Origin of the sequence: Vibrio sp. ArtGut-C1, from assembly GCF_002105475.1 — a bacterium.
GTDB classification, from domain to species: domain Bacteria; phylum Pseudomonadota; class Gammaproteobacteria; order Enterobacterales; family Vibrionaceae; genus Vibrio; species Vibrio diabolicus.
Genome location: NZ_NCTH01000002.1, coordinates 70792 through 86509, shown reverse-complemented (window position 1 = coordinate 86509; position 15718 = coordinate 70792). Strand labels below are relative to the sequence as shown.

Here is a 15718-nt window from a genome sequence, read left to right as displayed (position 1 = left end):
TTTCCTTTGAGAAAAATTATATAAGCAGTAGTTACAACAAAAACCAAGCAGCTTAAATGACTCGGTTAACTTTTGGTCAATTAAACCACTTGGTTGCTAAAAAAAATTACGCTCAATCAAAGAAACTTGATTGAGCGTAATTTTATTAGTTAAGAGCTTATAAACGCTCTTCTAGCCAAGGCTGAACTGTTTTGATTGCCTCTGGTAGTGCTGAAACATCAGTACCACCGGCTTGAGCCATGTCTGGACGACCACCGCCCTTACCACCGACTTGCTCTGCAACCATTTTAACCAGATCACCTGCTTTTACTTTACCAGTGAGATCTTTAGTCACACCAGCAATCAAGCCAACCTTGTCACCCGTTACGTTTGCAAGCAGTACAACACCAGAACCCATTTGATTCTTGATGTCATCAACCATGGTACGTAGGTTCTTGCTATCAGCACCTTCAAGGGCCGCAACTAGAACTTTTGTGCCATTTACTTCAACCGCTTTGCCCATGATGTTAGCGCTTTCTGCGGCTGCCATCTTATCTTTTAGCTTCTGCACTTCTTTTTCTAGTGCTTTTGCTTTCTGTGCAGATTCTGCCAGTTTCTCTTCGTACTTCGCATTTTGAGCTTCAATAGCGTCTAATGCCACCTCGCCTGTTACCGCTTCAATACGACGAATACCAGCTGCGATACCGCTTTCTGATGTGATTTTGAATAGACCAATATCACCCGTGCTTGATGCGTGAATACCACCACAAAGCTCAGTAGAGAAGTCGCCCATAGACAGCACGCGAACTTCGTCATCGTACTTCTCACCAAACAATGCCATTGCGCCTTTCTTCTTAGCAGACTCAATATCCATCACATTGGTTTCAATCGTGTGGTTACGACGAATTTGTGCGTTTACTAGACGCTCAACTTCTTTCAGTTCTGCTGCAGTTACTGCCTCTAGGTGTGAGAAGTCGAAACGTAGGCTGTCAGCTTTCACTAGTGAGCCTTTCTGCGTTACGTGCTCACCAAGAACTTGGCGTAGTGCTGCGTGTAGCAAGTGCGTCGCTGAGTGGTTAAGAGAGATAGCTGCGCGACGCTCTGCGTCAACGATGGTTGCCACTTCGTCACCTTTCGCTAGCACGCCTTCTGCCATTACACCGTGGTGTGCGATTGCGTTACCGAGTTTTTGAGTGTCTTCAACGCGGAATACACCAGACTCAGTACGGATTTCACCCGCGTCACCACACTGACCGCCTGACTCTGCGTAGAATGGCGTTTCACCAAGCACGATGATGGCTTTATCGCCTGCAGATAGTGAATCTACTTCGTTGCCTTCAACGAACATCGCTGCGACTGAGCTAGAACCTTTAGTACCTGTGTAACCACAGAACTCTGTTTGCGTATCAACTTTGATTGCTGCGTTGTAATCTGTACCGAATTGACCAGCTTCACGCGCACGTTGACGCTGCTCTTCCATCGCTTTTTCGAAACCCTCTTCGTCGATCGCGAACTCACGCTCACGTGCAACGTCGTTAGTGAGGTCTGCTGGGAAGCCGTAAGTATCGTAAAGCTTGAATACCGTTTCGCCGTCTAGCACTTTGCCATCTAGGTTATCTAATGCTTCGTTAAGAATTACCATACCGCGCTCAAGTGTACGACCGAAGTTTTCTTCTTCGATACGCAGTACTTTTTCAACCACTGCTTGTTGACGCTTCAGCTCTTCGCCTGCTGTACCCATTACTTCTGCTAATACGCCAACAAGCTTATAGAAGAATGCACCTTGTGCACCTAGCTTGTTACCATGACGTACGGCACGACGAATGATACGACGTAGTACGTAACCACGACCTTCGTTTGAAGGCATCACACCATCAACAATCAAGAATGAACATGAACGGATGTGGTCAGCAATAACGCGTAGCGATTGGTTCGATAGATCTTCATAACCAATGACTTCAGCCGCTGCTTTGATAAGAGTTTGGAATACATCGATTTCGTAGTTTGAGTGAACGCCTTGCATGATTGCAGAGATACGCTCGATACCCATACCAGTATCTACCGATGGTTTTGGTAGCGGTTCCATAGTGCCGTCTGCGTGACGGTTGAACTGCATGAATACGTTGTTCCAGATCTCGATGAAACGGTCACCATCTTCTTCAGGCGTGCCAGGACGACCACCCCAGATGTGTTCACCGTGATCGTAGAAGATTTCAGTACATGGACCACAAGGACCAGTGTCGCCCATTTGCCAGAAGTTATCAGACTCGTACGGCTTGCCACCTTCTTTGTCACCAATGCGCACGATACGATCAGCAGGCACGCCAACTTTTTTGTTCCAGATGTCGAATGCTTCGTCATCGGTTTCGTAAACGGTTACCAATAGACGATCCGCAGGCAGTTTAAGAACTTCGGTTAGGAATTCCCAAGCAAATGAAATCGCATCTTCTTTGAAATAGTCGCCAAAGCTGAAGTTGCCTAGCATTTCAAAGAATGTGTGGTGACGAGCGGTAAAGCCAACATTTTCCAGGTCGTTGTGTTTACCACCAGCACGTACACAACGTTGAGCCGTAGTCGCTCGAGTATAGGCTCGTTTTTCTAAGCCTAAGAAACAATCTTTAAATTGGTTCATACCTGCGTTTGTGAACAGCAGGGTTGGGTCGTTATGTGGAACTAACGATGAACTTTCTACGATTTGGTGTCCTTTGCTTTCAAAGAACTTGAGGAACGCGTTACGAACCTCGTCAGTGCTCATGTACATGCAGCTCTTCCTGAAAATAGTCGAGTTAGAATTTTGCCGTATTGTAGATCATGCAAACAGCTGAGACTAGTTTTCTTGAGGAAAAGAGGGAGCAGAAGAAAAAATTTGAAGCAAAACAAAAATCAGCGCAATTGGATCAATGCTAATCTTGGTCTTCAAAGGCAAGCGCATAGCTAATTTGGTCGAAACTGTAGCCTCGGTATTGTAGAAAACGGACTTGTTTCGCGTATTCTTTTTGGTCCTTGGCTTTGACACCTTTGAATTTCTTTTCTGCCGCCTGCTTAGCAAGTTCAAACCAGTCTTGCGGTTCTTCAGCCATGGCTTGCTCAATCACCGATTCCGCAACACGTTTCTGGTTTAACTCTTGGCGAATTCGACGCTCTCCATGTCCTTTGTATACATGCTGCCGAATTTGGCTCTTCGCATAACGTAAATCATCTAAATAGTTATGGTCTAAGCAAAAATTAATCGCGATTTCGATGTCTGATGCTTCATAGCCTTTCATCGACAGTTTTTGGTACAGCTCATACTGACCATGATCGCGACGGCTAAGCAGTTGGATAGCCGCCTCTTTGCTCGATAATGTTGGTGTCTGGCGCTTTTGGTACATGGTGATCCTAAAGGTATTTTTGCTGTACAGACTCTCAATGGCCTTTGTGATGATTCGATTTTTGATGTCAATAGATACAACAAAGCCCCGCATTGCAGGGCTTTATCACTTTTTAATCTGTGAAGGGATTAAAACTCTTCAGCTTGCTCAGGCGCCTCGCCTGCTTCAGGAGCTTCCGCAAGGGCTGGCGCTAACAACATTTCACGCAATTTAGTATCGATAGTTTTAGCCACTTCAGGATGCTCACGTAGGTAGTTGCACGCGTTCGCTTTACCTTGACCAATCTTATCGCCTTGGTAGCTGTACCAAGCGCCAGCCTTTTCAACCAGCTTGTGCTTCACACCTAGATCTACCAGCTCACCTTCGCGGTTAAAGCCTTGACCGTACATGATTTGCGTATTGGCTTCTTTAAACGGTGCAGCAATCTTGTTCTTAACCACTTTGATGCGAGTTTCGTTACCAACGACTTCGTCACCTTCTTTGATTGCGCCAGTACGACGAATATCAAGACGAACAGAAGCGTAGAATTTAAGTGCATTACCACCCGTGGTCGTTTCTGGGTTACCGAACATCACACCAATCTTCATACGGATTTGGTTGATGAAGATACACATACAGTTAGACTGTTTTAGGTTACCTGTTAGCTTACGCATCGCTTGAGAAAGCATACGTGCTTGAAGACCCATGTGGCTGTCGCCCATTTCGCCTTCAATTTCTGCTTTTGGTGTTAGCGCCGCAACTGAGTCAACAACCATTACGTCGATAGCGCCAGAGCGAGCTAGTGCATCACAAATCTCTAGTGCTTGCTCACCAGTGTCTGGCTGAGAAACCAAGAGCGCATCGATATCAACACCAAGTTTCTTCGCGTAGACAGGGTCCAAAGCGTGCTCTGCATCAATAAACGCACAAGTTTTACCTTCACGTTGTGCAGCAGCGATAAGCTCAAGCGTTAGTGTTGTTTTACCTGAAGATTCTGGACCGTAGACTTCTACGATACGACCCATTGGCAGACCGCCAGCACCCAAAGCGATATCAAGAGAAAGAGAGCCTGTTGAAATCGTTTCTACGTCCATTGCGCGGTTATCACCAAGGCGCATGATAGAGCCTTTACCGAATTGCTTTTCAATTTGACCTAGCGCAGCGGCGAGCGCTTTCTGTTTGTTCTCGTCCATTACTTTCTCCGATTTATTCATCTTCTTTGGGCGACGAATAGTAATTCATTTTTCTTAAGCAGCTAACCTGCTCAGCAATGAAAGTTATTATACTGTTGATTCATACAGTGTCTATACCTGTATAGAAAAAATTTAGTTCACTGCTTTTAAGGATTGGCTCTAACCCTTATCAATTCTGGGCTAAGACAGTGTAAGAAATTCTAAATTAAATGTTGATACAATCGAGTCAATGCATGCATAACCGCTTGTTGACGAACTTCCGCCCTGTCACCAGAAAAATACATGGTCTCAACAAAGAGCCAGTCGTGCTTATCCGCAAAAGCAAAGCAGACGGTTCCAACCGGCTTTTCATCACTACCTCCTCCCGGTCCAGCAACACCACTGATGGAAACCCCAATACTGGCATTCGAGTGTTGAAGCGCACCTTGCACCATTTCAATCACAACAGGCTCACTTACGGCACCATGTTCCTCTAAGGTTTCCGCTCTCACACCCAGCATTTCCATTTTGGCTTCGTTGCTGTAAGTAACAAAAGCTCTATCTAACCAACCTGAGCTACCTGCAATATCAGTAATAGCGGTCGCAACACCGCCACCCGTGCACGATTCTGCCGTCGTTAAAACATGACCATACTTTGCCAATAATGCGCCTAAATCTGCGCTCAATTTTGTTGTTTTTTCCATAGCCAAAATGCCCTTTGTCTCTTTTTACTTGATAGGGATTCACGTATCCTAAGCCGCTACGGAAATAAACAAAAGAATTTACCTGTGAAAGCTGAACAAAAACACACTCCGATGATGCAGCAATACCTCAAGCTAAAAGCTGAGAACCCTGAGATTTTGCTGTTCTACCGCATGGGCGATTTCTACGAACTCTTTTACGATGATGCAAAGCGAGCGTCCCAACTGCTTGATATTTCGCTAACTAAGCGCGGTTCGTCAGCTGGAGAGCCTATTCCTATGGCGGGAGTGCCATTTCACGCAGTAGAAGGCTATCTAGCAAAACTTGTTCAGCTTGGTGAATCAGTCGCAATCTGTGAACAAATTGGCGATCCAGCCACCAGCAAAGGTCCGGTAGAACGTAAAGTTGTACGTATCGTGACACCAGGTACTGTGACGGATGAAGCATTGCTTTCTGAGCGTGTCGATAACTTAATCGCAGCAATTTACCATCACAACGGTAAGTTCGGTTATGCGACGCTGGATGTCACTTCTGGTCGCTTCCAACTGACAGAACCAGAAACCGAAGAAGCGATGACAGCCGAGCTTCAGCGTACCGCACCACGTGAGCTACTATTCCCAGAAGACTTTGAACCTGTACATTTAATGGCGAGCCGCAACGGTAACCGTCGTCGCCCAGTATGGGAATTTGAGCTTGGTACGGCTAAGCAACAACTCAATCAACAGTTTGGCACCAAAGATCTGGTTGGTTTTGGCGTAGAACATGCGTCCTTAGGGTTATGTGCTGCTGGTTGTTTGATCCAGTATGTGAAAGATACACAACGTACGGCTTTACCTCATATTCGCTCTTTAACGTTTGATCATCAGGACCAATCCGTCATCCTTGATGCCGCGACCCGACGCAACCTGGAAATTACTCAAAATCTAGCAGGCGGAACCGATAACACGCTCGCTGCGGTACTCGACCATTGTGCGACGCCGATGGGCAGCCGAATGCTGAAGCGTTGGTTACATCAGCCTATGCGTTGCATTGAAACGTTAAACAATCGTCTTGATGCGATTGGTGAGATTAAAGAACAAGCGCTGTTTGCCGATCTTCAACCAACGTTAAAACAAATCGGTGATATTGAACGTATCTTAGCACGCCTTGCACTACGCTCTGCTCGCCCTCGCGATATGGCTAGACTTCGCAATGCCATGCAGCAGCTACCAGAGCTAGAATCTGTAACCGCTTCTTTGACCCATCCATACCTAGCAAAACTGGCGCAATACGCAGCTCCGATTGACGAAGTATGTGATCTGTTAGAGCGTGCAATTAAAGAAAATCCGCCAGTTGTTATTCGTGATGGTGGTGTGATCGCAGAAGGCTATAATGCCGAGCTCGATGAATGGCGCAAATTAGCAGACGGTGCAACAGAATACCTTGAGCAGCTTGAGCGAGATGAGCGTGAACGACACGGCATCGATACGCTTAAAGTCGGCTACAACAACGTACATGGCTTCTTTATTCAAGTGAGCCGTGGCCAGAGCCATTTGGTTCCACCGCACTATGTGCGTCGCCAAACACTCAAAAATGCCGAACGCTATATCATCCCAGAGCTCAAAGAGCACGAAGACAAAGTACTTAATTCGAAATCGAAAGCGCTGGCACTTGAAAAGCAGCTGTGGGAAGAACTGTTTGATCTATTGATGCCAAACTTGGAGAAGCTGCAGAATTTAGCTTCTGCTCTGTCTCAACTGGATGTACTACAAAACCTAGCAGAGCGTGCAGATTCGTTGGATTACTGCCGACCAACGCTTGTGAAAGACGCTGGCATTCACATTCAAGCGGGTCGTCACCCAGTCGTAGAGCAAGTAACAACAGAACCGTTCATAGCTAACCCAATAGAGCTTAACCCAGCTCGTAAGATGTTGATCATCACCGGTCCAAACATGGGTGGTAAATCCACCTACATGCGTCAAACTGCGCTGATTGCATTGATGGCACATATCGGCTCTTATGTACCTGCAGAATCTGCACAAATTGGTTCTTTAGATCGTATATTTACTCGTATTGGTGCGTCAGATGATCTTGCATCTGGTCGTTCGACCTTCATGGTAGAAATGACGGAAACCGCTAATATTCTGCACAATGCGACTAAAAACAGTTTAGTGCTAATGGATGAAATCGGTCGCGGTACCAGTACTTACGATGGCCTATCTTTAGCTTGGGCAAGTGCGGAATGGCTCGCAACACAAATTGGTGCGATGACACTATTTGCAACTCACTACTTCGAATTGACAGAGTTACCAAACCAACTGCCAAACTTAGCGAACGTTCACTTGGATGCCGTAGAGCATGGAGACAGCATTGCCTTTATGCACGCAGTTCAAGAAGGTGCGGCAAGTAAGTCTTACGGCCTAGCTGTTGCGGGCTTAGCTGGTGTACCAAAAACGGTTATCAAAAATGCGCGTAACAAGCTATCTCAGCTAGAGCAACTAGGGCAAAACAGTGACGCACCACGTCCAAGTGCAGTAGATGTGGCTAACCAATTGAGTCTAATTCCAGAACCTAGCGAGATCGAACAAGCCTTATCTAGTATTGATCCTGATGATTTGACTCCACGCCAAGCACTTGAAGAGTTGTATCGTTTGAAGAAGATGCTTTAAATCGATTCACTTTAGCGAGCGCAAAAAAAAAGGCTATGGATAACCATAGCCTTTTGCATATCTACTGAAGTACGGATTATTTAATCATCTTCGACGTTAAATAAGTTTTCCATATTCAAACCTTGCTTGATTAAAACTTCACGAAGACGACGTAAACCTTCTACTTGGATTTGACGTACACGCTCACGTGTCAAACCAATCTCTCGACCAACTTCTTCAAGCGTCGAAGGCTCATAGCCTAGAAGACCAAAACGTCGTGCAAGTACTTCTTTCTGTTTTGGATTCAACTCTTCTAACCAATGAATCAGCGATGATTTGATATCGTCATCTTGAGTCGAGACTTCTGGATCGGAGTTGTTTGCGTCGGGAATAATATCCAACAGCGCTTTTTCACCGTCACCACCGATTGGTGTGTCGACGGAACTGATACGCTCATTGAGACGTAGCATTTTGCTTACGTCTTCGACTGGAATATCTAACTGAGCAGCAATTTCTTCTGCGGTAGGTTCGTGATCGAGCTTCTGAGAAAGTTCACGCGCAGTACGCAGATAAATGTTCAGCTCTTTCACGACATGAATAGGTAGACGGATCGTACGAGTTTGGTTCATCAACGCACGTTCGATCGTTTGTCGGATCCACCAGGTCGCATAAGTAGAGAAGCGGAAACCACGCTCTGGATCGAACTTCTCGACCGCACGGATCAAACCAAGGTTACCTTCTTCAATCAGATCGAGTAGTGCTAGACCTCGATTACTGTATCGACGAGAGATCTTGACCACCAAACGTAGGTTACTTTCGATCATACGTTTACGTGCCGCTTCGTCGCCACGCAGGGCTCGTCGAGCATAAAGCACTTCTTCTTCGGCAGTAAGTAGAGGTGAGAAGCCAATTTCACCTAGATACAACTGAGTTGCGTCTAAGCTTTTACTGCTCGCGTCAAATTCTTCACGCGCAGCCGTTTTGCTTTCTGTGGATGATGATTTTTCGAGTTCGTTATCAATGGTCTTCACTGACGCATTGTCAAATGCAAACTCTTCAACTTTGGTTACTGTGTTGCTGATACTCATAACGCCTCCCCCTGGCGAGTTAGCAAGACATGACAACTCAATATGTCGCTAAATGATGTCGCAAGTTGTTTTTCAAAGTTTTAAGGCAAATAGCGTTTTGGATTCACCGATTTACCTTGATAGCGAATTTCAAAGTGTAGCTTGACTGATTTAGCACCGGAACTACCCATGGTGGCGATTTTCTGTCCGCTTTTTACACTTTGTCCTTCTGATACCAGCAGTTTGTCATTATGTGCATAGGCGCTTAAATAATTGTCGTTATGCTTTACTATAATTAAGTTGCCATAACCTCGTAGCGCATTGCCTGAATAAACAACGGTGCCGGCTGCGGTTGAAACGATAGGTTGACCACGCTGTCCTGCGATGTCGATACCTTTATTTCCCTGTTCTCCCGCCGAAAAGTTCTTGATTACTCTCCCTTTTGTCGGCCACAACCACTTAGAAACTTTATCACTCTTCGCCGTGGTAACTGGCGCTTTTTGCTTCACTTTTTGGTTATCTTTTGAACCAACATACTCCTTTGTTTTCGATTGTTCAACCTTCTTTGGAGGCTGTTTTTGTACGACTTTAGGCTTAGTCTCTGTAGGTTTTTGACTAGAGTTTTTACTTGAAGTTTTCGGTTTAGAGGCTGTTGATATTTTCGTCACTGGGGCTGGTGGCGTCGTAACAACAGGAACCACAACGGGTTCAACTTTTTGGCCATATTTAGGGGCGACATATTTCGGAGCCCAAAGTTTTAGCTTCTGTCCAGGGTAGATGGTGTAAGGCTGAGTTAACTCATTGTAACGGACAAGATCATTTACATCTTTATCTGTGACATAAGCTATGAAGTAAAGTGTATCGCCTTTTTTTACCTCATAATAACTCCCTCTGTAACTTCCTCTTTCAAGGCTTGAATAGTCTTTCTTTAAGCTAGAGACAGGTGCAGGAGAATGCGCTGCACAACCAACTAGTCCTGCAGCAAACACAAAGCTAATACCAATATGACGTAATAACTTACTCACCTATCCCTAACCCTTAAGCTAAATCACCCGCAACCAGAGGTACAAATCGAACCATTTCCACAACAGTAGAGAGATATTCATCTCCCTTACGTTCAATTTTTAGTAACTGTTGCTCCTTATCTCCAACAGGAATCACCATCTTACCGCCATCTTTTAATTGTGCGAGAAGTGCTTGGGGGATCACTTCTGCGGCTGCGGTAACAATGATGGCATCGAAAGGACCACGAGCTTCCCAGCCTTGCCATCCATCAGCATGCTTGGTTGAAACATTGTAGATATCCAATTGTTTCAGACGGCGTTTTGCTTCCCATTGCAACGATTTAATTCGCTCAACGGAGTATACATGGTCAACAATTTGCGCCAGTACTGCGGTTTGATAACCGGAACCCGTTCCGATTTCCAGTACGTGACTCGTTGGCTCTAGTTCGAGTAACTCGGTCATACGAGCAACAATATAAGGTTGAGAAATAGTTTGTCCCTGACCAATCGGTAACGCATTGTTATCGTAGGCTTGGTGCATCATCGCTTGAGAGACAAAGCTTTCTCGTGGTAAGCGTTGGATAGCATCCAGAACTCTTTGGTCTTTGATGCCACTGGAGATAAGAAACGCTATCAACCTGTCAGCATGTGGGTTACTCATTACTTCTCTTCCTTTAACCAACTATCCATTGCACGCAGCGACTCATGAGCAGTGAGATCAACTTGCAGAGGCGTCATTGAAACTCGACCATGTTCAATCGCATAAAAGTCGGTGCCCTCCCCCGCATCTTGCTCTTTTCCTGGAGGCCCTAGCCAATAAATATCATGACCTCGCGGATCTTTCTGCTTAATCATATTCTCTGCGTGATGACGCGCACCTAAACGCGTGACTTCGATTTCGCCCAGGTTTTCCGCTGGTAAGTCAGGCACGTTTACGTTCAATAACCGATTCGTTGGAATCGGAGACGCTAAATGCTGTTGCACAATTTGACGTGCAATTTTTGCGGCAGATTCGAAATGACGCTTACCCACCAGCGAAAAAGCAACCGACTGAACACCAAGGAAATGCCCTTCCATTGCTGCAGCTACCGTTCCTGAGTAAAGAACATCATCACCCAAATTTGCACCGTGGTTGATGCCTGATAAAACAAGATCGGGCAAATCATCTTTCATCAGCTCATTCAGCGCAAAATGTACACAATCTGTAGGCGTTCCTTGCACTGAATAGATATTTGGGGCAATTTCAGTTACGCGTAATGGTTGCTCTAGTGTCAGTGAGTTAGAAGCACCTGAACGATTTCGGTCGGGTGCGACAATGGTCACTTCAGCGATATCTCGCAACTCATCAGCAAGTGCATGAATCCCTTGCGCATGTACGCCATCGTCGTTGCTGATTAAGACTCTTAGGGGCTTCGCGTTTAGTGAATCCTGTTCCATTAGTATTCTCTTTCTACTTCAACCTCATTAACTAACTCACGAACGATAGAGGTTGCAAAAGATCCCGCATCCAGTGAGAAAGTCAGCGTAATGTTGTTACCTTCAACCGTCCAAGCTAAATCTTGTGGCTTCAGCGCAATATCGCGACGGTCGTGGCGCATGCGATTACCACGAATCAGCGCCATGAGATCAGGCTCTTCATCTAAGAACGGTTGTTCTAAAGTAAGCGCATCCGCTTGAGTTGGAAGCGCATTATCACCTGCTAGGGCCGCGGTAATTGCCACTTCACCAGCAGCAAATTGTGCTTGTAGATCTGCGATATTGCTTGCATCAACCAACTGAGTGCCAGAACTTGTCTGTGCAATATCACCATCGATGAATTTATCAAACACACCACTTTCTAGACGAGCAGAAACGATACGGTTAAAGATCCACGAACGCGCCGCTGATAAATACATGCTGCGCTTATTTTGATTACGGGTACGAACGTTTTCGCGTCCCCATCGACGTGCTTCTTCAAGGTTGTTGCCATCATTGCCAAAACGCTGACTACCAAAGTAGTTTGGCACACCAACTTGTTTCACTTTTTCAAGGCGTTGCTCTACATCTTCAACGTCAGTCACTTCAGACAAAGTGACAACAAACTCGTTCCCTATTAAGTCTCCAGGACGCAGTTTTTTGTTGTGTCGATCAGTCGCTAAGATTTCAATACTCGGATATTGAGCTAGGAATGCCGAGAAGTCCGGCGTTTCCCCTTTCGGTAAATGGACACTCAGCCACTGTTCCGTCACGGCATGGCGGTCTTTAAGGCCTGCCCAGCTAACGTCTTTCGACTTTACGCCACAAGCTTTCGCCAACTCATTCGCAACAAAACTGGTATTTTCTCCAGTTTTTCGAATACGCACCATTAGGTGCTCGCCTTCGCCCGTAAAGGCAAAACCTAAATCCTCACGAACCTGAAAATGTTCTGGTTGCGCTTTGATTTTTGCCGATGCAACAGGCTTACCCGTTAGATAAGCCAATGAAGATAAAATATCTGACATGATGTTTTTCCGCTGATATCACAGCTTAGAGGAGCAAATTGCTAGTTATTGCTTAAACAGAAGTACAACGGCTTCCGTTGCAATGCCTTCTTTGCGTCCAGTAAAACCGAGACGTTCTGTCGTCGTCGCTTTTACGTTAATGTTACTAATATCGGTTTCTAGGTCTTCCGCAATCGCCGCACACATCGCGTCAATATGAGGTGCCATCTTAGGTGCTTGTGCCATGATGGTGACATCGGCATTACCAAGGCGGTAGCCTTGCTCTTTGACACGACGATAAACGTCCTTCAACAATTCGCGGCTATTTGCCCCTTTCCATTTATCGTCGGTATCCGGGAAGTGACGACCAATATCACCCGCAGCAATCGCCCCGAGTAGCGCATCAGTCAAAGCATGAAGAGCAACATCACCATCTGAGTGGGCTACTAAGCCCTGCTCGTAAGGGATAGCAACACCACCGATAATGACCGGGCCTTCACCACCAAATTTATGCACGTCAAAACCGTGACCAATTCGAATCATTTTTTATCCTTTCTTTTTTAGCCGCGCTCACGGCTCAGATAAAACTCGGCTAACGCGAGATCTTCTGGCTGAGTAATTTTTATGTTATTCGCATTACCCTGGACTAAAGCAGGCGTTTCGCCCAACCACTCTAAAGCCGATGCTTCATCCGTGATGGCTACGCCTTGTTCTAATGCGTCAGCCAGTGCTCGAGTCAGTTGTTGAGTTTTAAACATTTGTGGAGTTAATGCATGCCACAATGCTTCTCTCTCTACCGTATGATCGATATCTTGTGCTGCATTTGCTCGCTTCATTGTATCTCTCACAGGAGATGCAAGGATGCCACCCGTTGGGTGGGCGCAGCAAACATCAATCAAACGGTCAATGTCGGATGTTAATACACATGGTCTTGCAGCGTCGTGGACCAATACCCACCCGCTTTCCAGATGTTCATTGACATAGTTTAGCCCTGAAAGTACGGAATCAGCGCGCTCTTTGCCACCCGCGACTTGAATTACATCGGGATGATTCGCGATAGTTAACTCAGGGAAATAGGGGTCACCTTCGGTAATGGCGACAACCACTTTCGAAATTCGTGGGTGCGACAGCAACTTTTCTACAGTGTGTTCCAGCACCGCTTTTCCGTCGATCAATAAATATTGCTTCGGGCGGTCAGCCTTCATTCGACTACCGACACCAGCAGCGGGAACAATTGCGACATGCGATGAGTTCACATCCAACATTTTAATGATTTTCCTCACCTATAATGCGGTAGAAAGTCTCGCCATCTTTAACTAAACCAAGCTCATGACGCGCACGTTCTTCAATCGCATCAAGACCTTGCCTTAAGTCATCAATCTCAGCAAACATTTCATTATTGCGAGCTTGTAGCTTGCTGTTCACTTGTTGCTGAACTTCAATTTCATCTTTTACTGTGTAGTAGTCAGACACTCCGTTTTTACCAAACCATAGAGTGTATTGAAGCAAGCCAAACAGTAGCGTAAGGGCTATAACAAAGATTCGCATATCGCTGCTAACATTCTGTACCGGAAGGAATTAGATAAGGTGACATATATAGCATAAATGCGAGGTTGCCTCTAGGGGAGAAAGGGAGACTCACACGCTCCTTACAAGAAATAAGCAGCAAAATGAAACAAAGACATATGAAGCTATTCTTAGCACTCACCAAAGTAAGACCAAGAAATACAAGCCTATAGATACAAAAACACCCCGCAAAATCAGGGTATTTCAAAGCTTCAATCTAAGCGGTTAATCCAATGAAGAACTAAGCTTGAACTTCTTTAAGACCGCTTCTTTGAAACATGGAGGAGCGTGCTCATCTAGAGCTTCCTCGATGCAGATAAATGGGTTGCTTTCTTTAGGTATGGCAAGCAACACGGCCAGAACGGCTCATCGCTCTTAAATAAAAAACGCCCCACCGAAGTGGAGCGTTTCTAGAAAGCTATTTAGCTAAACTTATTCAATTAAGAATTAAGCTTGACCTTTAACTTCTTTAAGACCGTTGAAAGGAGCGCGCTCACCTAGAGCTTCCTCGATACGGATTAGTTGGTTGTACTTAGCAACACGGTCAGAACGGCTCATAGAACCAGTTTTGATTTGACCTGCAGCAGTACCTACCGCTAGGTCAGCGATAGTTGCATCTTCAGTTTCGCCAGAACGGTGAGAGATTACTGCTGTGTAACCTGCGTCTTTAGCCATCTTGATTGCAGCTAGAGTCTCAGTTAGAGAACCGATTTGGTTGAACTTGATAAGGATAGAGTTAGCTACACCTTTCTCGATACCTTCAGCAAGGATCTTAGTGTTAGTAACGAATAGGTCGTCACCTACTAGTTGAAGTTTGTCACCTAGTAGTTCAGTTTGGTGCTTGAAGCCATCCCAGTCAGACTCGTCTAGACCGTCTTCGATAGAAACGATTGGGAATTGGTTAGCTAGCTCAGCTAGGTAGTGGTTGAACTCTTCAGAAGTGAAAGTTTTACCTTCGCCTTTCATGTTGTAGATGCCAGCTTCTTTGTCGAAGAACTCAGATGCTGCACAGTCCATAGCTAGAGTAACGTCTTTACCTAGTTCGTAACCAGCAGCTGCAACAGCTTCTGCGATAACTTCTAGAGCTTCAGCGTTAGATTTAAGGTTAGGAGCGAAACCACCTTCGTCACCAACTGCAGTGCTGTAGCCTTTAGACTTAAGAACTTTAGCTAGGTTGTGGAATACTTCAGCACCGATACGTAGACCTTCTTTAAGAGTTTTAGCGCCAACTGGTTGGATCATGAACTCTTGGATGTCAACGTTGTTGTCTGCGTGCTCACCACCGTTGATGATGTTCATCATTGGTAGAGGCATAGAGAACTGACCAGCTGTACCGTTTAGTTCAGCGATGTGCTCGTATAGAGGCATGCCTTTAGCTGCAGCAGCAGCTTTAGCGTTTGCTAGAGAAACAGCTAGGATAGCGTTAGCACCGAATTTAGATTTGTTTTCAGTGCCGTCTAGTTCGATCATTACTGCGTCGATTGCAGCTTGGTCTTTAGCGTCTTTGCCAACTAGAGCTTCAGCGATTGGGCCGTTTACAGCTTCAACTGCTTTAAGAACACCTTTACCTAGGAAACGTGCTTTGTCACCGTCACGTAGCTCAAGAGCTTCGCGAGAACCAGTAGATGCGCCAGATGGAGCTGCCGCCATACCTACGAAACCGCCTTCTAGGTGTACTTCAGCTTCTACAGTTGGGTTACCACGTGAGTCGATGATTTCACGACCTAGAACTTTAACGATCTTAGACATTAATGTTTCCTCTCGTTTCAAATATAAATGTCAATTTTAAAGG

General features: G+C 45.6%; 14 protein-coding genes. 1 reads left to right on the top strand and 13 read right to left on the bottom strand.

Features of this window, described 5'->3' with window-relative positions; genetic code table 11:
* Positions 1–157: 157 nt before the first annotated feature.
* The 4 genes from alaS to pncC form a co-directional block, all read right to left on the bottom strand.
* Entirely contained in the window at positions 158–2740 is a 2583-nt protein-coding gene (alaS, locus tag B7360_RS02110; RefSeq protein WP_085342639.1) for an alanine--tRNA ligase, read from the bottom strand.
* Positions 2741–2882: 142 nt separating this feature from the next.
* Positions 2883–3350: a recombination regulator RecX gene (gene recX / locus B7360_RS02105; RefSeq protein WP_005393871.1), complete on the bottom strand. Its 468-nt coding sequence runs from the start codon at positions 3348–3350 to the stop codon at positions 2883–2885.
* Positions 3351–3478: 128 nt separating this feature from the next.
* The gene (gene recA, locus B7360_RS02100) at positions 3479–4522 is read right to left on the bottom strand and encodes a recombinase RecA (RefSeq protein ID WP_005393872.1); all 1044 of its coding nucleotides are present in this window, start codon (positions 4520–4522) and stop codon (positions 3479–3481) included.
* Between the two features lie 200 nt (positions 4523–4722).
* Positions 4723–5205 (bottom strand): nicotinamide-nucleotide amidase, encoded by a 483-nt coding sequence (pncC, locus tag B7360_RS02095; RefSeq protein ID WP_085342638.1) that lies wholly within the window; start codon positions 5203–5205, stop codon positions 4723–4725.
* Between the two features lie 84 nt (positions 5206–5289).
* On the opposite strand from pncC, the gene mutS reads away from it, so the two are divergent.
* On the top strand, positions 5290–7851 hold the full coding sequence (mutS, locus tag B7360_RS02090; RefSeq protein ID WP_085342637.1) for a DNA mismatch repair protein MutS: 2562 nt from the start codon (positions 5290–5292) through the stop codon (positions 7849–7851).
* Positions 7852–7931: 80 nt separating this feature from the next.
* Here mutS and rpoS read toward each other — a convergent pair whose 3' ends face one another.
* From rpoS to eno, 9 genes are all read right to left on the bottom strand, one after another.
* Positions 7932–8918, bottom strand: a complete 987-nt coding sequence (gene rpoS, locus B7360_RS02085; protein ID WP_005393877.1) for an RNA polymerase sigma factor RpoS — start codon at positions 8916–8918, stop codon at positions 7932–7934.
* Positions 8919–8998: 80 nt separating this feature from the next.
* Positions 8999–9922, bottom strand: coding sequence for a peptidoglycan DD-metalloendopeptidase family protein (locus B7360_RS02080; RefSeq protein WP_085342636.1), 924 nt, complete (start codon positions 9920–9922; stop codon positions 8999–9001).
* Between the two features lie 13 nt (positions 9923–9935).
* On the bottom strand, positions 9936–10562 hold the full coding sequence (locus B7360_RS02075; protein WP_046875091.1) for a protein-L-isoaspartate(D-aspartate) O-methyltransferase: 627 nt from the start codon (positions 10560–10562) through the stop codon (positions 9936–9938).
* Positions 10562–11338 carry a 5'/3'-nucleotidase SurE gene (surE, locus tag B7360_RS02070; RefSeq protein ID WP_005393882.1) on the bottom strand — a complete coding sequence of 259 codons (777 nt, stop codon included), beginning with the start codon at positions 11336–11338 and terminating at the stop codon, positions 10562–10564. The genes B7360_RS02075 and surE overlap by 1 nt, the downstream gene beginning before the upstream one ends.
* On the bottom strand, positions 11338–12381 hold the full coding sequence (gene truD / locus B7360_RS02065; protein ID WP_085342635.1) for a tRNA pseudouridine(13) synthase TruD: 1044 nt from the start codon (positions 12379–12381) through the stop codon (positions 11338–11340). Before truD ends, surE begins: the two co-directional genes overlap by 1 nt.
* Positions 12382–12426: 45 nt before the next feature.
* Complete coding sequence (ispF, locus tag B7360_RS02060; RefSeq protein WP_005393886.1) at positions 12427–12903, bottom strand: 2-C-methyl-D-erythritol 2,4-cyclodiphosphate synthase; 477 nt, start codon at positions 12901–12903, stop codon at positions 12427–12429.
* Positions 12904–12920: 17 nt separating this feature from the next.
* Positions 12921–13625: a 2-C-methyl-D-erythritol 4-phosphate cytidylyltransferase gene (gene ispD / locus B7360_RS02055; protein WP_085342634.1), complete on the bottom strand. Its 705-nt coding sequence runs from the start codon at positions 13623–13625 to the stop codon at positions 12921–12923.
* Between the two features lies 1 nt (position 13626).
* Entirely contained in the window at positions 13627–13908 is a 282-nt protein-coding gene (ftsB, locus tag B7360_RS02050) for a cell division protein FtsB (RefSeq protein WP_005380907.1), read from the bottom strand.
* A gap of 465 nt (positions 13909–14373) precedes the next feature.
* Positions 14374–15675: a phosphopyruvate hydratase gene (eno, locus tag B7360_RS02045; RefSeq protein WP_005383785.1), complete on the bottom strand. Its 1302-nt coding sequence runs from the start codon at positions 15673–15675 to the stop codon at positions 14374–14376.
* Positions 15676–15718: the final 43 nt, after the last annotated feature.